The organism is Nostoc sp. JL34, from assembly GCF_017114945.1.
Classification (GTDB): Bacteria; Cyanobacteriota; Cyanobacteriia; order Cyanobacteriales; family Nostocaceae; genus Nostoc.
The window spans coordinates 26500-46422 of sequence record NZ_JABXKQ010000182.1 but is presented as its reverse complement, the minus strand read 5'-3'; the positions used below and the strand labels follow the sequence as shown (position 1 = coordinate 46422).

19 protein-coding genes, 1 tRNA gene and 1 pseudogene are annotated in these 19923 nt (G+C 42.5%); 7 read left to right on the top strand and 14 right to left on the bottom strand.

Annotation, left to right across the window (positions count from 1 at the left end; all coding sequences use genetic code 11):
* Window positions 1-6: 6 nt before the first annotated feature.
* Entirely contained in the window at window positions 7-396 is a 390-nt protein-coding gene (locus tag HWQ44_RS32855) for a hypothetical protein (RefSeq protein ID WP_012412259.1), read from the bottom strand.
* Between the two features lie 245 nt (window positions 397-641).
* Between HWQ44_RS32855 and queA the strand changes: the two genes are divergently transcribed.
* Together queA and HWQ44_RS32845 are read left to right on the top strand one after the other, a co-directional pair.
* Window positions 642-1826, top strand: coding sequence for a tRNA preQ1(34) S-adenosylmethionine ribosyltransferase-isomerase QueA (gene queA / locus HWQ44_RS32850; protein WP_292726617.1), 1185 nt, complete (start codon window positions 642-644; stop codon window positions 1824-1826).
* Window positions 1827-1900: 74 nt separating this feature from the next.
* A complete protein-coding gene (locus tag HWQ44_RS32845; protein ID WP_292726575.1) occupies window positions 1901-3055 on the top strand; it encodes a tetratricopeptide repeat protein in 1155 nt (384 codons plus the stop codon).
* 268 nt (window positions 3056-3323) lie between these two features.
* Here HWQ44_RS32845 and HWQ44_RS32840 read toward each other — a convergent pair whose 3' ends face one another.
* Together HWQ44_RS32840 and HWQ44_RS32835 are read right to left on the bottom strand one after the other, a co-directional pair.
* A complete protein-coding gene (locus HWQ44_RS32840; protein WP_292726573.1) occupies window positions 3324-4019 on the bottom strand; it encodes a TrkA family potassium uptake protein in 696 nt (231 codons plus the stop codon).
* 150 nt (window positions 4020-4169) lie between these two features.
* A pseudogene (locus HWQ44_RS32835) lies at window positions 4170-5507 on the bottom strand (TrkH family potassium uptake protein).
* A 268-nt stretch (window positions 5508-5775) separates the two neighbouring features.
* Here HWQ44_RS32835 and HWQ44_RS32830 point away from each other — a divergent pair.
* The 3 genes from HWQ44_RS32830 (at window position 5776) to hisC (ending at window position 8417) form a co-directional block, all read left to right on the top strand.
* Entirely contained in the window at window positions 5776-6618 is an 843-nt protein-coding gene (locus HWQ44_RS32830; RefSeq protein WP_292726571.1) for a methyltransferase domain-containing protein, read from the top strand.
* A gap of 331 nt (window positions 6619-6949) precedes the next feature.
* A tRNA-Val gene (locus HWQ44_RS32825) sits at window positions 6950-7021 on the top strand.
* A gap of 337 nt (window positions 7022-7358) precedes the next feature.
* The gene (gene hisC, locus HWQ44_RS32820) at window positions 7359-8417 is read left to right on the top strand and encodes a histidinol-phosphate transaminase (RefSeq protein ID WP_292726569.1); all 1059 of its coding nucleotides are present in this window, start codon (window positions 7359-7361) and stop codon (window positions 8415-8417) included.
* Window positions 8418-8554: 137 nt separating this feature from the next.
* On the opposite strand, the gene HWQ44_RS32815 is transcribed toward hisC, so the two are convergent.
* The 10 genes from HWQ44_RS32815 to HWQ44_RS32770 all read right to left on the bottom strand — a co-directional run bounded on the left by HWQ44_RS32815 (window position 8555) and on the right by HWQ44_RS32770 (window position 17139).
* A complete protein-coding gene (locus HWQ44_RS32815; RefSeq protein WP_292726567.1) occupies window positions 8555-9118 on the bottom strand; it encodes an NUDIX hydrolase in 564 nt (187 codons plus the stop codon).
* Window positions 9119-9254: 136 nt separating this feature from the next.
* On the bottom strand, window positions 9255-9641 hold the full coding sequence (gene hpxZ, locus HWQ44_RS32810) for an oxalurate catabolism protein HpxZ (protein WP_292726565.1): 387 nt from the start codon (window positions 9639-9641) through the stop codon (window positions 9255-9257).
* Window positions 9642-9876: 235 nt separating this feature from the next.
* On the bottom strand, window positions 9877-11130 hold the full coding sequence (locus HWQ44_RS32805; RefSeq protein WP_292726563.1) for an MFS transporter: 1254 nt from the start codon (window positions 11128-11130) through the stop codon (window positions 9877-9879).
* Window positions 11131-11157: 27 nt separating this feature from the next.
* Window positions 11158-11934: a sulfite exporter TauE/SafE family protein gene (locus HWQ44_RS32800; RefSeq protein ID WP_292726561.1), complete on the bottom strand. Its 777-nt coding sequence runs from the start codon at window positions 11932-11934 to the stop codon at window positions 11158-11160.
* Window positions 11934-12587, bottom strand: coding sequence for an HAD family hydrolase (locus HWQ44_RS32795; protein ID WP_292726559.1), 654 nt, complete (start codon window positions 12585-12587; stop codon window positions 11934-11936). Before HWQ44_RS32795 ends, HWQ44_RS32800 begins: the two co-directional genes overlap by 1 nt.
* 131 nt (window positions 12588-12718) lie before the next feature.
* Window positions 12719-13681: a DMT family transporter gene (locus HWQ44_RS32790; RefSeq protein WP_292726558.1), complete on the bottom strand. Its 963-nt coding sequence runs from the start codon at window positions 13679-13681 to the stop codon at window positions 12719-12721.
* 314 nt (window positions 13682-13995) lie between these two features.
* Window positions 13996-14910, bottom strand: coding sequence for a TauD/TfdA family dioxygenase (locus tag HWQ44_RS32785; RefSeq protein WP_292726557.1), 915 nt, complete (start codon window positions 14908-14910; stop codon window positions 13996-13998).
* Between the two features lie 92 nt (window positions 14911-15002).
* Window positions 15003-15803 carry an SDR family oxidoreductase gene (locus HWQ44_RS32780; RefSeq protein WP_292726556.1) on the bottom strand — a complete coding sequence of 267 codons (801 nt, stop codon included), beginning with the start codon at window positions 15801-15803 and terminating at the stop codon, window positions 15003-15005.
* A 25-nt stretch (window positions 15804-15828) separates the two neighbouring features.
* Window positions 15829-16176, bottom strand: coding sequence for an inorganic diphosphatase (locus HWQ44_RS32775; protein ID WP_292726555.1), 348 nt, complete (start codon window positions 16174-16176; stop codon window positions 15829-15831).
* A 15-nt stretch (window positions 16177-16191) separates the two neighbouring features.
* Entirely contained in the window at window positions 16192-17139 is a 948-nt protein-coding gene (locus tag HWQ44_RS32770) for a zinc-binding dehydrogenase (RefSeq protein WP_292726554.1), read from the bottom strand.
* A 467-nt stretch (window positions 17140-17606) separates the two neighbouring features.
* On the opposite strand from HWQ44_RS32770, the gene HWQ44_RS32765 reads away from it, so the two are divergent.
* Entirely contained in the window at window positions 17607-18062 is a 456-nt protein-coding gene (locus HWQ44_RS32765) for a VOC family protein (protein WP_292726553.1), read from the top strand.
* 105 nt (window positions 18063-18167) lie between these two features.
* On the opposite strand, the gene HWQ44_RS32760 is transcribed toward HWQ44_RS32765, so the two are convergent.
* A complete protein-coding gene (locus HWQ44_RS32760) occupies window positions 18168-19223 on the bottom strand; it encodes a DMT family transporter (protein ID WP_292726552.1) in 1056 nt (351 codons plus the stop codon).
* Between the two features lie 256 nt (window positions 19224-19479).
* Here HWQ44_RS32760 and HWQ44_RS32755 point away from each other — a divergent pair, with 256 nt between their 5' ends.
* The gene (locus HWQ44_RS32755; protein ID WP_292726551.1) at window positions 19480-19842 is read left to right on the top strand and encodes a hypothetical protein; all 363 of its coding nucleotides are present in this window, start codon (window positions 19480-19482) and stop codon (window positions 19840-19842) included.
* The last annotated feature ends 81 nt before the right edge of the window (window positions 19843-19923 follow it).

Below are 19923 nucleotides of genomic sequence, written 5' to 3'. Positions count from 1 at the left end.
ATAGTCTCACGCCAGAGTTTCTGGACAGTAGCCTAAGCCCCGGACAAACTGTTGTCGGAACGCTTCAATTTCGTCTCTCTCTGGGCTACCATGAGAAACGATCGCTACCTGATAGCGACGCATCACATCTACAGGGCACTGTCCCGCTTCCAAACTCCAAAGTGCCATTTGCACCCTCATTGGCGGTTCGTAGCTAATTCCTAATTCATTTAGAAAAGCACGAAAGTCGCCATCTTCTTGGGGCGAGACTTGACCTTTGAGTTTGATCCTAACCACCCAGCCATCAATTTGATGAATTACGGTGACGAACGAAACTGGTGTCTGGGGTCTAGCGTGGAGGTGTTGAACGACCCTCAGGGTTAGACTGGCATTTGCCAGATAGTACAAGTATTCCATGTTTGTTGGTGCTTGGGATCAAAGCCAATCCTACATATCTATATTCGTCAATCAGTGCCCCTTCCCGGTAGGGTAAAAGCCCCCGTTTTTAGATGGGGAGGTTTACCCAATTTTTATGTTAAGTTTTCCGTGTTACTTAATAGTAACAATCTTATAGCCTTGCGGCAAAACTGAGCCAAGATCCCTTAAAGTTCCTTTAGAAGGGAAAGCTTAAACTAGCTTTTTTAAGAGAGTATAAATACTAAATAAAGCAAAAACTAGTACAAGCCAATTTGAAAGATACATCTCGTCCACAAGCAAAAGATTTTGCATTAGATTGCTCGGTAGCTGGCTATGACTACGAACTACCTCCAGAACTCATTGCCCAAAATCCAGCAGTTCCTAGAGATAGTTCGCGGTTACTGGTAGTTGATTCTCCGACTACAGGCATCGAAGCAGCATCCCTACATCATATTTTCCATGATTTGCCTGGACTGCTACGCTCTGGTGATTTGTTGATTATGAACAATACAAGAGTCATTCCAGCGCGGCTTTATGGTCATAAATCCACTGGTGCAAAAATCCAGGTGTTGCTGTTGGAAGAACGGCAGCATAACTGTTGGTTAGCTTTAGTTAAGCCAGGAAAAAGCTTCAAACTGGGAGCGAAGATTATTTTTGAACCAAGGGAATTGGGGATTCGGGATTATAAAGATTCTTCCCCAGTCCCCAGTCCCCAACTCACCGCTACGGTTCTAGAAACAGACGCAGCAACCGGGGGGCGTTTGTTGCAATTTGATGTACCAGAGGGAAAGACTTTGGTGCAACTGTTAGAGGTATTTGGTGAAGTACCGTTACCACCGTACATCACTACCTCAGAAGCATCTGATGAGCAGTATCAGACAGTTTATGCTAAACAGCCAGGAGCGATCGCAGCTCCGACGGCAGGATTACACTTTACCCCAGAATTATTAGAAAAGTTGCGCGATCGCAAAATCAATCAAGCTTTTGTAACACTACACGTTGGTGTCGGCACATTTCGCCCTGTGGAAGTGGAAGACGTAACTACCCATCAGATGCATGAAGAATGGATTGAAGTTCCCGCCGCTACAGTAGAGCAAATCCGCGCCACTAAAGCAGTTGGCGGTCGAATTATTGCTGTGGGAACAACGGCAGTACGGGCTTTAGAAGGGGCGGCTCAATCGGGAAATTTACAACCATTTTGCGGAAAAACAGACTTGTTTATTTATCCCGGCTACCAATGGCGGGTGGTGGATGGTTTGATTACGAATTTTCACCTACCGCGTTCCAGTTTACTAATGTTGGTAAGTGCGCTAATTGGCAGACAACGGTTATTAAATATATACAACGAAGCGATCGCTTCCGGGTATCGTTTCTATTCTTTCGGTGATGCCATGCTAATTTTGCCGTCAGCTGTGGGAGTAAGGAGTTAGGAGTAGAGACGCGATTCATCGCATCTCTACAAGAGTTAGGAGTTAAAAGTTGGGAATTTGGAATTTTTTCTTTCATGATGGGTACTCTGACTTATGAGGAGTTAAAAATAAGTACAGGTCTGTTGTTCATGTCTGAAAAATATCTATTTTCTCATTGGTTAAATTTATTTTGCCAAGTGACACTCGGTGGCTGTTCTGCATTTTTGATCTTGGCTGCACCGACAATTACAAATTTACCCGAAAGCAAGCTGCTGGCAGAAACCGCGATTTCTCAGGATCTCGAAGCAGCTAGCTTTTTCCAGCAAGGAGTAACACGCTATAACCGCAAAGATTTACAGGGTGCGGAATATGCCTTTCGCCAAGCGTTGCAGCGAGATCCTAGCCTTGGGGCAGCGCGAAATTATCTGGGTAATATATTCATGGAGCAAAATCGCCTGGATGTAGCTTTACAAGAATATACAGAGGCGATTAAAATTAACCCCAATCTTAGTGAAGCTTACTACAACTTAGGGTTAGTGTTGCACCGACAAGGAGAAAAAGATGCAGCGATTACGGCTTATCGCCAGAGCCTGGTGATAGATCCCACAAGGGTAGCAGCGCTGTATAATCTGGGTTTGGTGTTGTATGAACAAGGACAGCTACAAGAAGCGATCGCTGCATACCAGAAAGTAATCAATCTAGATAGCAGTTATGCCAATGCTTATTTTAACTTAGCGATCGCCTTGCAACAACAAGGTCAAATCGAGCCTGCGATCGCCACTTATCGCCAAGCTTTGAAGCTAGATTCTAAAAATGCCACAGCCTACAGCAACATGGCAAATTTGCTAGCAATGCATGGTCAAGCTTCTGAGGCTATTTCTGTTTATCGGCAAGCTATTCGCCTAAATCCAAAAAGTGCCTCAGCTTACTATAACTTGGGAGTAACTTTATATAATCAAGGCGAACTCAAAAAAGCCAGTGGAGTCTTGAAACGCGCTCACAATGAATATCGTGAGCAAGGCAACATTGAACAAGCCCAGAAAATTGAGCAGCTAATGCAGCAAATTGCCCAGAAAAGTGGGCAACAGCAACCTCAAGCCAGTCAAACAGCTACTCCTTCTCAGAGTTCAGATTCTACAGTACAAACACCTGAGCCACAGATGCCAAATCAACCAGAAACGCCCGCGACTCCTGGCAATGTGCCTGTCTCTGTTGAACCACAATCCACTTCAACAAGTCCCGGACAATAAAAAACTCAGAGTTAACGCGATTTGCAAAAATGCAAAATTTGCCCACCCTGCGGGGTCTTGCTACATCCTCCAACCCCTTCTCTCAATTTTGGTAGCAGGGGAGCGAATTTCCAAGTCCCTTTCCGAAGCTTGAGAGAGGGATTTAGGGTGAAAGCTCATTGATTTATGCAATAAGTCTATTCTCTATTAAAAGGGGTTGGAGGTTAGGTTTGAGTAAAAGTTGCATACGGCATAACTCCTAACTTTTAATTCCTAACTCCTAACTTTTTTAAATCGGCAAACGATTAATATCTTTATTGCAACCAATAACAACCATTGCTGAACCACGCTCTAAACGCTTGGTAGCATCAGGATTAATTTGAAATTTTCCATCCTGGCTTACTGCTAGCAAATTTAAACCGTAGCGGTTACGAAGTTGAAGTTCGGTGATGGTTTTGCCGTGAAATTCATCAGGCACAATCAACTCTACAATACTATTATCTGGGTCGAGGTCAAATCGATCTAGAATTGCTGGTTTAGTAAGAGTACGCGCTAGGGCACAACCCGCTTCATACTCAGGAAAAACAACATGATCTGCTCCTACTCGCCGCAGCAGTTTACGGTGAACTTCACTAGAAGCTTTGGCAACTACGTGAGGGACACCAGCCTCTTTCACATTTAGGGTAGTTATGATGCTTTCTTGAACGTAGTTGCCAATTGCAACAATTACAGTATCAAATTCAAAAATTCCAGCTTCTTTGAGTGCGGCTGGTTCTGTAGAGTCTAGTTGCAAAGCATGACCAACTATTCCCTCAGTTAATGCTTCTGAAACTCGTTTTTCATCAATATCTGTTGCCAGCACTTGATAACCAAAATTGTGCAGTGTGGAACAAACAGACCTACCAAAACGACCTAACCCAATTACAGCAAATTGCTGGTTATCTTTACGTAAACTACGAAAAAAACTTAATGATGACAGATTCACCCTTTTTATCCTTATGATGGCTCCCTGTATTTAGGGCAAAAAACGGTTATACCGCTTGAATTAAAAATTTTATTTTTGCCTTCCAATGTATATTTTATCAGTTTGGGCATTAGTTATTCTTTCTATCTCATTCCTATTCCCTCTCCCCAACTATCCCACAAGTAAATTTTCTTCAGGATAGTGAATTCTAGTAGGGCGGGGGTCTCCTAATACGGCAGACATCAATAGTAAAACACCTACTCTTCCAACATACATCGTGATAATTAAGATCAGCTTTGCCGCTGTAGAGATAGTTCCTGTAATGCCTGTAGAAAGCCCCACCGTGGCGAAGGCTGATACCACTTCAAACAAAATTTGAATAAAATCTAATGTTGGATCTGTGAGGCTAATTAAAATGGTGGCTAAAATTACGGCTGCTACCGATCCTACTAACACACCTACAGCTTTCAAAATTAAAGTTATTGCTATCTTGCGATCGTACAATAAAACTTCTTATTTCCCCCGTAGAATCGTTTTTGTACAACTAGTTAGAACTCTCAAAGTTGTTGTTTTCATACCTCCCCCTGTCCCACCTGGACTTGCACTAATAAACATTAGTGCAATTGTAATAAATAGACCAGCGGTAGTCATTTTGCTAATATCGATAGTATTAAAACCAGCAGTTCTAGGAGTAACTGATTGAAACCAAGCTACTAATATTTGGTCGCGGAAACTTAGAGAACCAAATGTTTCAGGGTTTCTAATTTCTATACAGAAAAAAGCTATTGTCCCTATTGCTAATAATATAATGGTTGTGCTGGTTGCAACTTTAAAATCAAGTGATAACAATTGTTTTTTAAGAGATTTCTGGAAAATGCGATCGCGCAACCAAAGATACATTTCCAAAATTACCTGATAACCAATTCCCCCAAAGATAATCAACATGGTAATGGTGAAGACTACTAAGAAGGAAGATTGATAGCCAATTAAGTTATCTTTAAATAAACTAAAACCAGCATTATTCCAAGCATTGATGCTATGAAAAATCGCCAGCCAAAGTCCTTGACTCCACCCATACTCTGGAACAAAAGCTGGTATAAGTAAGAAGATTCCGGTAATTTCAAAAATTAAAGTTGTGGCAATAATTGAACGGATAACTTGGGAGCTACCACTCATGCCTGGTCGGTCTAAAGCTTGTTGAATGGCTATTTTTTGCCGCAGATCAAACTTACGACCAATAAGCAAAATCAGAAATGTGGTGGTTGTCATATAGCCCAACCCGCCAATCTGAGCTAATAGGGCAATAAATAACTGGCCCCAAAAGGAAAAATAAGTACCAGGATCGACTACTGATAAGCCTGTAACACAAACTGCGGATGTCGAAGTAAATAATGCCACAATCAGGTTATCCCATGTACCATCGCTAGTTGAAAAAGGCATCATCAACAGGATAGTACCGACAGCAATGACAGCCAGAAACCCCAAACAAATTGTGCGAGCGACAGTCATAATTAATTCGTAATTCGTAATTCCTTATTAAGAGAGTTAGAGAAAATCTAGGTTTCCACTTCTTGTATATGTAGATTTTTTGGCATGATTGGTATAAATTCGACTAAGAAAAGTTTATTAAGGTAAAAATGAGAAATTTTTCCAAGGAGGATAAATCTTGGTTTACCTTCCCTGAAAGTAAAAATACCCTTATTTAATTAAAAACATACATGGTAGCCTACCTGTATAGTTTTTTTGAATTCTACTTCGTCTCAATACTACTTTTTTCATGAGTGCAACACTTTACCAGCAAATTCAGCAGTTCTACGATGCTTCCTCTGGTCTGTGGGAACAGATTTGGGGCGAACACATGCACCACGGCTACTATGGCGTCGATGGCAGGCAGCAAAAAGACCGCCGTCAAGCTCAAATTGATTTAATCGAAGAACTGCTCAATTGGGCGGGGGTACAAGCAGCAGAAAATATCCTCGATGTGGGTTGTGGCATTGGTGGCAGTTCTTTATACCTGGCAGAAAAGTTTAATGCTAGGGCTACAGGGATTACTTTGAGTCCTGTGCAAGCTGCCAGAGCAACGGAACGCGCAATGGAAGCGAATTTGAGTCTGAGAACTCAGTTCCAGGTGGCTAATGCTCAAGCGATGCCCTTTGCTGACGATTCTTTTGATTTAGTTTGGTCGCTGGAAAGCGGTGAACATATGCCAGATAAAACTAAGTTTCTCCAAGAGTGCTATCGGGTGTTGAAACCTGGTGGCAAGTTAATTATGGTAACTTGGTGTCATCGACCAACTGATAAGCTACCATTAACGGCAGATGAGGAAAAGCACTTGCAGGATATTTATCGGGTGTATTGTTTGCCTTATGTGATTTCTTTACCAGAGTATGAAGCGATCGCACTTCAACTACCATTAAATAATATCCGCACCGCTGATTGGTCAACCGCCGTTGCCCCCTTTTGGAATGTAGTAATTGATTCGGCGTTCACTCCCCAAGCGCTTTGGGGCTTACTAAATGCCGGTTGGACTACCATTCAAGGGGCATTATCACTGGGATTGATGCGTCGAGGTTATGAGCGTGGGTTAGTTCAGTTTGGGTTATTGTGCGGGAATAAGTAGCGTTACTTCCATATTCTTGCACCAGCCCATTATCCCGCCAAGAAATAAATTTCTTGGCTAATAGCGCTAGTCCACTTAAGTGGACTACAAACCTTACTCAGTCTTATTTAGAAGACCTTAGCTATTGGTCTGAGAATTCATTCTGAGGCGGTTGTGGCCACTGATGCAAATAAACACACTTCACAGACTAAACTCCCTTCCTCACTCCCTACTCCCCTCTCACCATATAGTTATATTGCTGAAATCTGACATAAACTGACATACAATCAGTTAAGAGACAAATTCAGGTAAGTAGATTAAATAGCTTAAAAGCTTCTATATAAAAAGTCTTGGGCGATTAGCACAGGGGTAGCGCACATCCTTCACACGGATGGGGTCACTGGTTCAAATCCAGTATCGCCCACTTAGTATACAGCAAAGCTTTCAGCAAAATTTGTGATTTAAAGCATAACTTTGCCGCAACAGCAACTTTATGGTTGAAAACTTGTGTTGTCACTTAAAGGAAAAGATGGCCGCTTTTAGAGGATAAAGTGGCCGCCCTTAAAACCTGAAATGCTTATTTTTGCATTGCCCTACTTTCGCCATACTTTACAAGCGAACGCATTCAATTCTTTCAAAAACGCTTCTGTCATAGGTTCTGTTGGGCGGCCACTTTATGCTTAAAAAACGGCCACTTTATCTTTTAAGTCACAGCATAGCCCGTCGTAGACATCGCACCAATGCCTCATATCTAATGCCCTATGACTAATTACTTCCGCTCTAATGTTGATACAATGGCTAGCTATGTTCCCGGTGAACAGCCTCAACGCGGTACACACATCGTTAAACTTAATAGCAACGAGAACCCCTATCCTCCTTCCCCTGCGGCATTAGCTGTGCTACGAAATATCGATGGTGAGTGGTTGCGGCGGTATCCAGAACCTTTCGGTGAGGAGTTCCGGCAAGCTGCAAGTAAAGTTTTAGGAGTTTCTAATGATTGGATCATTGTAGGAAATGGCAGTGACGAATTGTTGAGTGTAGTAATTCGAGCCTGTGCAGAACCTGGTAAAAAGGTAGTTTATCCGATGCCTACTTACGTGCTATATCGCACATTAACAGAAATGCAAGCGGCGGAAATTATTGAGATACCATACAGCGAAGACTACAGCTTACCTTTGGAAGAACTAGTTGCTGCCAATGGGGCTGTAACATTTATTGCGTCGCCTAATAGTCCATCGGGGCATGTGGTAGCAACGAATGATCTGCGAAAATTGGCCAGCCAGTTATCTGGAGTTTTAGTGATTGATGAAGCATACATAGATTTTACCGAAGAGAATGCATTGGCTTTGGTTAAGGAATACGAAAACGTCATTGTGATTCGGACACTATCTAAGGGGTACTCGTTGGCAGGATTACGATTGGGCTTTGGGGTGGCGAATCCCAAACTGTTGCAGGGATTGTTTAAGGTTAAAGATAGCTATAACATTGATGCGATCGCTTGTGCAATTGGCACGGCTGCCATCACTGACCAAACTTATAAAAATGCTTGTGTAGCAAAGATTAAGGCATCACGGACTAAGTTAGCAACAGACTTGAAACAATTAGGTTTTCATATTTGGGATTCCCAAACTAACTTTTTGCTGGCGCAGCCCAAAGAAGGAAATGCAGAATATCTCTATCAAAAACTGAAGGAACGGGGAATTTTAATCCGCTACTTCAAGCAGCCTGGACTAGATAATAAATTACGCATTACTGTTGGTACTGACGAACAGAATCAAGTTTTAGTGGAGGCGTTGATTGATTTGCTGGAGAATATCTAATAGGGAGTGGGGGAGACAAGAAGAATAATTCATGCCCAATGCCCGATTTAGCCCAGTTGTGTACTACCACAATCTTGAACCTACTTTCACTAGACAAATCGTAGTCTAAAGAGCCGTAGTGTTGCAAAGCCAGATGACTAAGAAAATTGCACTTTACCAAGTTTTTTTAGAGCAAAGAATAATGAACTAATATGTAATGTTTGCAGAAATATACCTTGATCAATATCTTCAATTACCTTTTGCAAAGGCAATAAAACTACATCAATTTGTTCAGTAGCGTCTAACTTTAAATCAGCTACATGTTCTACATCTGTTGCTAAAAAGCAATGGGTTAAATTGTTATGATTGGCTGGGTTGGGTGATAATATACCAGTTTCAATAAAATGATTGCTAGTGTAACCACTCTCTTCCAATAATTCGCGTTTTGCAGCTTCTACTGGTAAAACATCTTCAGCCTCTACAGCGCCACTGGGTAATTCTAGAATTGTTTTTCTCAGACCGTGGCGATATTGCTTTACTAAAATAACTTCCTGATTTTTTGTTAAAGCTACAACATTTACCCATGTTGGATATTCAAGAACATAATAGGGGTCAACTATTGTTCCATTAGGCATTTGGCAAGTATCAGACCGGATTGAAATCCATTTGTCCTTTACTATATATCTAGATTTTAATACAATCCAATCAAATGGATTTACCATATTTAAACCTCTATTTATTTTTTGTTATGGAAATTATTTTTAATAATTTGAAATCGGTTAAATTTAGGACTATTGCCACTCACTATTGTTTCTGGGAGCTAATGTCTAACTAGAATGCTAGTCATAGTTTTAAAACTCACACTGGCAATAATGAAACATGGGCTGAAACTACCTTCCATCCTTCAGTAAATCTGTACCAAGTTTGGCTTTGTCGCCCGAAACGCTCTACACCATTGAGAATCCGGCGAAATTCTAAAGTCACTGTTGCGGCATCTTTCCCAAAGGTTACAACCTTGAGGTTCGAGATTTCTCGCTCTATTTTTGGGTTTGGTCGATTCTGACGAAAGTTACGAACTTCATCGCCGCCATAGAGGTTTTCTGTGATTCCAAACCGCACTACTTCGGGCGCATCCCAAAACAAGCCATCCATCACCTCCAAATTATTATTACAAAGAGCTTTTTCATACTTGAGGTACAAATCAGTTACTTCAGCTACAACAGTAGGGTCATTTATAGTAGTCATTATTGTTATCAACTTTTGGTGTTATGGTTGATTATGCACTCTTTCAAATAGTCAGAGCTATTTTTCTTTTAAGAGGATGTTTGAACAGTTTTTTTGGTAACATCTAAGCCTCGAAAACCTAACCCCCCAGCCTCCCTTCCCTACAAGGGAATGGGGGTTTCAAAGCCTCTTGACCTTTCGGGGAGAGGAATGGAAGCGGGGTTTTGAGTATACTTAACAACTTTTCAAACAACCTCTAAGCTCCTTCAGTACGTAGATTCAGACGAACCAGATCCCGAAAGATGGAGATTTGCTGCATAAATAAAATTGAGCCTGCAATACAAATACTTCCACCAAGGATGATAGTATTGCTACTAGCAAATTTACTTGCTAGTGCGCCAGCTATTAAGTTGCCTATAGGTACTGCGCCTGTAGATGCCATAACGTAAAGGCCAGTAATTTGTCCGCGATTTTCATCGTTCACCAACAACTGAAGCAAAGTACGTCCGGCAATTATCTGCAAAATAAAGCCGAAACCAGCTGCAAATAATGAAAGCAGTGAAAGCCAGAATACACGGGATAAGGCAAAGACAATCAAGCTTATTCCCATAAAACCCATACCCAATGCTAGAACTTTACCCGATTCCAGTACATTGCTGTGCTTAGTTAAATAGATACCACCTGCTAAGGTTCCCAAACTGGAAGCTGTCATCAAGAAGCCGAAGGTGTTAGGGCCACCTTGCAAAATCTCCTTGGCAAAAATCGGCCCCAAAGCTAAATAAAATCCCCAGACGCAGCAGACCAAAGCCGAACCAATTAAGACAGATCGAATTGGCAAAAACCCAAAGGCATATTTAAAACTAGTTTTTAATTCTTCTAAAGGTTTGCGTTTGGAAATAATGGCTTTTCTGGATGTCAGCCGTATTGCTAGGAGGGCAATAATTACAGCAATGTAACTGATGCTATCAATTAGGAAACATAGCCCCGATCCCAGTGCCATAATCAACATGCCTGCGATCGCAGGGCCTACCATACTCGTCACACTCACCAGGGAAGAGTATAAAGCAAAGGCATTACCGAGATTTTCCTTACCAACTGTTTCGGGAAGAAATGCCTGTCGAGTCGGAATATCGAAGGCGTTGATAATCCCTTGCAGCACACCAAGAATTGCAATGTACTCGATATTAATCGTACCGCTTAGGGCTAGCCACGTTAGAGCCAAAGACTGAAGCATTCCTAGAATTTGGGCAACCAGCAAGATTTGATGACGATTCCAGCGATCGGCAATGATTCCACCTAGAGGAATCAATAGAAGTGTGGGAATTTGGCTAGCAAAGCCCACTAGACCTAGTAACCAAGGGGAATCGGTGAGGCGATATACTAACCAACTAGTAGCCACTTGAGTCATTGACGTACCAATCAGAGAAATTGCCTGACCTATGTAGTACAGGCGAAAATTTCTAGAACTAAAAGCACGGAGCATGACCTGTGATTTTCTTGATGCTTCCATACATCACTCCTGAGTAGTTCCCAGTTCTTAACCGTGAATAAAAAAGTAGGCAGTCATGCTGAAGGCAACAATCATCACAAATTTCCGAATTAAGTGCGGTTCAAGTTTACGAGCATAATGGGCGCTTAAGTAACCACCAAGAGAGCCACCGACTGCCATCAAAATAGCTTGATGCCAAGCAATCACACCTGCAAAAATAAATGGAACGATCGCAATACCATTGATACAACTCCCTAAAAATGTCTTGAAAGCATTCATTTTGTGAATACTTTTGATACCTAAAAATGTTAGAGCTGCCAGCATTAAAATCCCTATACCTGCGCCGAAGAAACCGCCATAGATGGCGATCGCTAGTTGAGCCAGTACTAAATTAAACAACGGTACAGATTCCGGTGATGTGTTCTGGTTTCGACGCTGCAACCACTTTTTGAACGGTTCGCCAAAGGTAAACACAACTGTTGCTAGCAGTAATAGATAGGGAATCAGCTTTTTAAAGACATCTGGCGATGTATACAACAAAGCGATGGAACCAATCATGCCACCAACTAAACTGACGCCACATAGAAGGAAAAAATCTCGCCGCTCGATGCCCAAATCTTGACGATATGCTCCAGCACTGGCTAGGGCAGCCACCCAAATTGCAGTATTATTGGTGGCGTTAGCTGCGATCGGGGGTACACCCGTAAAGATAAGAGTTGGAAATGTGATAAAACTTCCACCACCGGCTACAGCATTTAAGCCACCTGCAATAAAAGCAGTACTAAATAGAAGTAAGCTATGGAAAAGTGTTAAAGATGGTGGCATTATTTACGAATTATTAATTTGGTAATATCACTTGGAGAATGGGCAATCAAATCAGCACCATGAGCTTTTAATTCCTCCTCAGTTCCATAGCCATAGGTGACACCAATTGAGGCGATGTGATGGCGCTTGGCTCCGATGATGTCATGTGAGCGATCGCCTACCATCACCACAGTAGAGGGTAAAAGTTTTTCTGTTAATAAAATATGGTGAATTAAGTCACCTTTTATGCTCCGCGTTCCGTCAAGTTCGCTACCATAAACACCATCAAAAAGCAATGATAAGCCAAAATATTCAATAATCTGTGCCGCATAAATATATGGTTTAGAAGTCGCAACAAAAGTTTTATAACCAGCAAAACGAATAGCTTTTAGAACTTCTGGAATCTGGGGATAAAGGGAATTTTCAAATAATCCAATTGTGGCAAAGCGACGACGATATAGGGAAAGAGCCTGTTCAATTACTGTACCATCCAAAGTATTGAGTAATTGCGAAAAGCTATCTTTCAGTGGTGGGCCAATACACCAATTTAATTCATCAGCATTCGGTGGTTTATAACCGAGTTCAGAGAGCGCATACTGAATGCAACTAGTGATGCCAGGTTTCGGATCTGTTAAAGTTCCATCGAGATCGAAAAGGATAGCGGAGAAAGGCATATCTTAAATATTGTGTCCGGCTAAAGACTTATAATTTACACCGCAGGGAGCAGGGGGAAAGAGGCTTTTCCGATTTTTGCACAGATGCGGTAATCATAAGTGATTAACCGGAATTGATATTAATTCCCAATTCAACGCCTAATTTTGAGCGATTTCATAAAGCCTTCTGCACTAAGTAAGGCGATGCCCAATGTGACAATACCAATCCCCACACTCTGAATCACATTTAAGGTTTCGTTAATCGTTATCCATGCCATTAACGCTGTCAATGCTGGACTGCTAGAGCCGATTATGGAAGCGGTAGAAGCGCCAACCATCTGAATCCCCACATTGTTTAAAGTATGTCCGAGAAAGCTGACAAGACCAGAAAATATGCTACCAATCCATAGGGGTGTCCAGTCAAGTTGGCCGCTCTTACCTGGCCAAAACAGTAAGCTAATACCAGAGAGCAGTAGAGTACAGGCAAAACTGATCCAAGTAAAAGGAATTGGATGGAATTTTTCTAAACATTTTTGAGCAATGATGCCATAAAAGGCGTAAACAATCCCAGCGCCAAAACTAGCGAAAATGCCGATCGCAATGGTATGACTGCTGTAGGTGGCAGAAGATTGGGGAATGGTGAGAGCGCTTCCCACCAGAATAATAGCCATTACCAGCCAACGGAACAATGTGGGGCGATCGCCAAAAAACCTCCATGACAACAGTGCTGTAAATACGGGATAGGTGAAGAAGAGGGTCAAGGCAATGCCTGTGGGAATCAAGCCAATAGCAATGTAGAGTGAGGCAATATATACAAACATCAGTACCCCACAGCCAAGAGCTTGGATTAGAACATCCCTGCGCTTGCGGGTGAACAAGTCTTGGAGTTCTGTCCAAGCAGATGGATATAGCTTGAATGATAGAGATGCCATGAGTGGAACCACCAGCAGCATTCGCATGAACATCAGCAAGAAGGAATTCTGCAAATCCGGTTTAACGTATCCACCGAGTAAGAATAAACCTAGTACGAGATGTTCTGAAAACAAAACTCGGACAGTAACGTTGTGAAACGTCAAAACAAAGGAGGATAGTAGAACCGTTAGGATGCCCAACACGATAAAAAGTTTCCTTAGAGACGACTTGATTGTATTGTTAAAACCACTGGAATAACAAACCAGATGAAGTTTGAGGAAATCAAAGCCGTCGCTTCAAAAACACTGCCAGTTGTTCAACCAAGACTATGCCAAGGAACCGACGCCCACAGGTTCAGGAGGCGTACTTATGCTTTTTTCGTTCTCCTGTTTGGAACAAGAAAGTCTTAGTTATTAGGACTGAAACACTCCTGCCACAGCAAGCAATTTGGCTGCGGAAAAACTGAAGGCATTGGACAACACATCCCATGCCCAATCCCCCGCCCTATGCCCAAGTATTACGCAGTCACTGCCTCACGTCGGTTGTACTCAGAAGCATCCCCTTTGATAGCCTCACTATGTTTACCATCGATACCCACTGGGAGGTCGCCGACAATTGTCACTCGTTGAACGTGGCGGGGCTGGTCGCCGTAATCTGCGATCGCATAATGTTGAGTAGCCCGGTTGTCCCAAAAGGCTACATCACCAACTTGCCAACGCCACCGGACTGTGTTCTCAGGACGTGTGATGTATGCTTGCAACAGCCGCAGAATGTCATCTGATTCAGTTGTTGATAAGCCCCGGAACTGGCGCACAAATCCGCCGATGAATAGCCCCCGCTCCCCAGATTCGGGATGGATGCGTACAACTGGGTGCAGAGTCTCGTATACAGTCGAGGTGAAGACAGCTCGGTAAGCCTTAACATCTTCAGGTAGGTCGAATCCAGTTGCATAGTCGAAGGCGTTGCTGTGTACTGCCCAAAGTTGGTCTGCAAGATTACGCAGATGAGTAGGTAAATCTTGGTATGCAGTCACGGAGTTTGCCCAGATTGTGTCGCCACCAGTTGGGGGAATGTCAAGCGCTCGTAAGATAGAACCGAGAGGAGGACGGTCTACAAATGTTACATCAGTATGCCAGCTATTGGCGCGGGAAGTGGTGCGGCCATAGTTCAAGTCTAAGACTTCTGGATTTTCTGGAAGCGATGGTACGGTGGGGTGGGCTGTAGTGAGTTCACCAAAACGACGGGCGAAAGCGACCTGTCCATCAGCATCGAGTTGTTGCTGATCACGGAAAAATATGACTTTGTATTTGACTAGAGTCTTACGAATATCACTGATGATGTTATCGCTGAGGTTAGAACTCAGATTAACACCAATAATTTCAGCACCGATACGTCCTGCAACTGGTTTGATATCAAAGTATTGAGAACCCATGTTTTTGATCTCCAAGAACTTTATGTTTTTACAAATTGTAGAGACGCGATTCATCGCGTCTGATTCGTCGCGTCCGATTCATCGCGTCTCTGCTAAACACCAGGGGTAGATCCGCCATCAACGATAATCTCTGTTCCTGTAATCGATGCAGCTAGATCAGACACCAAAAATAGCGCCAGCGCGGCAATTTCTTCTGGCTGGGCAATTCTTTTTAAAGGAATATTTTGGATATTTTGTGCCTTCACTTGCTCAACAGTAATCCCTTGTGCTTGAGCGTTTTGTCGCGCTAAAGTCTCGGCACGCTCAGTAGCTGTAGCACCGGGGGAGATAGCATTAATGCGAATCTTGTACTCGGCTAGCTCTTTAGAAATGCCCTTTGTGAAGTTCAGCAAAGCAGCATTGCTTGTACCACCAGCTAGGAAGTTCGGACGAGGTGTCCGTCCTGCACCGCCAACTATATTGACAATTCGTCCATCACCGCGACTTTTTTGATGGGGGACGACGGCTCTAACTAAACGGATATAGCCCAATAATTTTAAGTTCCAAGCATCCAAAAATAAATCATCAGTGGATTCTAGGAAAGACCCAGCACGGGCTGATCCGGCATTATTAATCAAGATATCAATTTGATTAAATTGGGCCAAGGTGGTTGAAACAACTTTCTCAACATCCTCTGCTTTAGTTAAATCGGCGCTGATGGCAATAACTTTAGCGCCAGGAGTTGGTAAAGACTGGATGTCAGCTACAGCCCGATCTAAGCGTTCTTGATTACGAGATGCGATCGCAACATTCACACCCTCACTATAAAGTGCTTTGGCGGTGGCTAAACCAATTCCCGCACTTCCTCCTGTAACGATCGCTGTTTTACCTGATAGTTTTAGTTCTAAGCTCATACAAACTTACCTTCAAAAATGTAATTTACTTGCGAACCAATAATATTGCTGATTGAGAGCCTGTATTGTGGATATTCAAGATGGCTTGATTTTCCCCAGAAGTGCAGCCCAGAAGTATTTTGATTTCTGTATCCCGCTTTTCCAAATCAACACTACAAATGACGGCGGTGACTGTTTTACTAGACAAACTACCTATCCAGACATCAATATCATCTCCATCTCCAGAGCGAGTGTTTTCCAAGTATCCATAGTCCAGCGGATAAACAAACAATGGATAACGTGGATGTGATGTCCCTTTCGGGCGATCTATCTTGAGATTACTAGTGGCTACAAGCTGATCTAGTTTGAACCAGAAGTCAGTGCTATCCCTCATCCCATTTGCTATTGCTCAATTTGAAATGTGCAACACAGCTTTGCCAGGAAAATGCCTATCAAGTAGTTGTTGGGCCACGTCAGCTATTTGTGTCCAAGAAGCTTCTAAATCAATGTGAGGCCGCAACTTACCAGCTTCTACTAGACTCAAAAGCCGTTTTAGACCGACTGCTGCTGATTCAAATCTCAGCTCATCAAACAGACGTAAACCATACAAACTCACGCTACCAGTCCCGAAAAATTCGGCAGCGTTGAATGTCACTTCTGCTCCCCCAGATACTCCATACAGCACAGTTTTTCCATCCTGTGCCAGTAAGCCAAGGGCTACTCCCAAAGTCTTGCCACCCACTGACTCTACAATTAAATCATAGGGGCCATACTCACTGGCGGGTGAGAGGTCTTCGCCAATCACCACCGATTCTGCCCCTGCTTCTCTAACTAGAGTTTCATAGCCAGCTTGACGAATATGTGCCACAACTTGCGCTCCTGATAGTTGCGCCAATTGGATAGCAAAGTAACCAACACCTCCTGATGCACCTGTAACTAGAACTGGACGACCTAACAGCGAACCACCTTTTAACACTGCATGGTATGCAGTTAAACCCGCTACAGGCAGTGTGGCAGCTTGAGCAAAAGATACCGATAGCGGCACTTCTGCTAAGGAGTTGGTGGGAACAGACACGAGTTCTGCCCAAGCACCGGCGCGGCGCAAGCCAACTACACGCGCCCCTTGAGAAAGTCCCGACCCATCGGCGGCAGGGATTTCCACTACACCTGCTAAGTCCCAACCTGGCTGCCAACCAGCCTCAGCAGTAGTTGAACGTTTTATCTCTCCCCGATTCAGGGAAATTGCCGCTACCCGTACTAGAGCTTCATCTGGGGCAGGCTTTGGTGCAGTCACTTCACTCAGTGCCAAACGCCCCGGCACATTGGGATCAACAATCACAGCACGTATTTTGCTCATAAGGTTGCCCTGGTTTAGAGATTAATTTCTAGTTCGTTGGTTCGCAATGTACTGCCTACAATAGATAAACTCGAGAGATTAGCTATTTCTTCTTAACTCCAAATCTCTGTAACTAGGTTAACTAAATTTAATATACTACTATAACTCAATAGACTTACAGTATTTTATAGGACGTAAAAAGAAAATTATCACAGACAGCCAGAAGAATCAAGCACCTTGCGAAAATATGTGTTTTATCAATGGTTGCATCTATTGCTGTGTTGACAGCGACTAGCTGACAACCTACTACCTGACTCTATGACCTTTTTTTATTAAAAATTAAAAGTTAAAAATTAAGAATAATAATAATTTTTAATTAATTTGAAGTACAGAGACAACAATGATTGCAATTTTTAATTAATAATTTTTAATTTCGACTAAAATAGAATTTGGCATTTGATCAAACGTTAAGATAAATTTGCCCAAAAATGCTAAATTTAACCAAGAGTGAAACCGTAACTAAATATTTTGGGATTCCAGCTATGTCGCTACCAGAAACTATTGTAAAAGAAAAGGATAATCGTCCTCCTGTGGCGATTGGTCATGTGAGATTATATGTGAGTAATGTACTGGAGGCTAGCGATTTTTTTGTCAAGATAGGGCTGCGGTCAATCGCCCAATCAGAACAATTAGCTGTTTTAGAATTACGAGGAGGAACGCACTTAGTTTTGAGAACAAGTTCAGATACTATTGAGGCTGGAATTAACGCGCCTTTTGATCTAATGGTAGACGATGTTTCCGCCACCAGAGATACTTTTAGAAAGTGGGGATTAACTGTTTCTGAAATCGAAACAGGCAGAATCCACAGTTCATTTACTTTGACCGGGCCGGACGACTATCTATTAACGTTAACTTCCTCGCATACAGGCGGTAGAGAAGTTTAACAAAAAAAGAAGATATGTGTCATGTCATAACCGCTTAATTACTGGGTTAAGTTTCGCATTGGTTTTTCCACATAATGTGAAAAGTCAACCTGTCTCCTACCTCCTTCAAATTCCCTTGAATCCCATACCAGTTTCTACCTGTTGCTGTGCTGGAGTAGAATTCACCTTGCCATCCGCAATGCTAGAAGTCTGAGACCAAGTACCAACTTGGCCCAAGAATATACCTACTAAAATCAAGCTACCGCCAATATATTGAGGTAGGGTAGGGGCTTCACCCAAAATTAAATAGGCTGCTAGGATGCCTATAATTGGGCCAAATGAGCCAATTAATGAAGCCGTAGAGACAGTAGAAGTTTTCAAGCCTTTAATCCAAAAAGACTGGCCTACCACTACAATCAACCCACCATAGAGAAACATCCACTGCCACAAGAACGGTGAGAGGACATCAGCGAAATGATCGCTGCCATAGAGGACTAAAGCAATGAGGAAAAAGATTACGGTTCCCAGTGCAGTACGAAAAATGCTATAGATTCCCAGAGGAATCTGCGAAAGATGTTTTTTGCCAATAATCGTAGAAGCAGCTATAGCCACAGATCCTGCTGCTGCCAAAAGTTCCCCTACGCCTAAACCGAAACCTCCCATCTTCATCATGGTTTCTCCTGGAGGCTGAAGGATAATAGTTAGAATAACGCCAACAAAGGCTGCGATCGCTCCCATAAATTCCCAAATATTTACCCGTTCCTTTAATAACCAGACTGATAAAGCTAGACTTAGAGGTGGTTCCAAGCGTCCCACCAAGATGACATTGTTCACTCCTGTGAGTGCCAATGCCTGGAAAATTAAACCAGGGGCCAATGCTCCCGATAAAATAGCTACTGCCGTTAGACTAACCCAATCCTTCCTTGAGAGTTGGTTCAACGTAGCCTTATTCCACTGTCGCCCATAAATTAGGATCAAAAGTATCAAGGCGCAAAGGTTTCCCACGAATAAAACATTACACAAAGAAATTGGATTACGATTGTCGATCAAATGTTGAGCACCAATTTCTGTTAGCTTCCGGGTAACTGCACCAGATGCTCCAAAAATTAGCATTGCTAACCAGAGATATGTTTGTCCCGAAATTCTATTGATTAGGCGATGTGGTCTTCTGGGTCTAGTCACAATAACACCACTGCAATGAAAGCATTGCTCATTATCTTAAGTTGCTCTCATGCAGTTCAAAATGAGGTTTTGTTGAGAAAATACTTAAATTATGCTGTGAATTTAAGCTACCATCATTGCCTGAGAAAGTGCTGAGAATTAACTAAATTTTCTCAAGGGATAAATTCATGAAAATAGGGGTTTAGTTTCAATAAGCTCTCACTCCCACCTGAGATGCTTTGGATGTTCAGAATCAAACAAAGAAGAGCAGTAACAAATGAAACTCGCACCCTTACTTACAAGTGTTGCTTTGGTTGGTTTTTTCACAGTTTGGGACGCACCATTAAAAGCGATCAATCCGTCATTAGTGCAGGCATCAGCAGCGGAAGAAATGTCTGTAGCCCAGAAACTAGACTTGCTCACTAAGAGTAAGGGTCAGATTGGTAGTGGCGATCAACTGCGTCGTTTCTTTTTTGGTGACTTGGAGCCAATTGGTATCCAGCTAGGTGGTGCAGGCCACGTAGTTAATCTTTATAACAAAGCCAATGATGTCACATTCGCTTACTGTTCGCACTACGATGTGATTGTTGCCATTAAGAAAGGCAAGATAACTAAATTTGAACCCAGTGAAGTGAAATAACTTCTTGAGGGCATTGAGTGCAAAAATTTATCAATCATGAATATGTCCAGGCTGGGTACTGAACAACTTTCAAGTTAGATA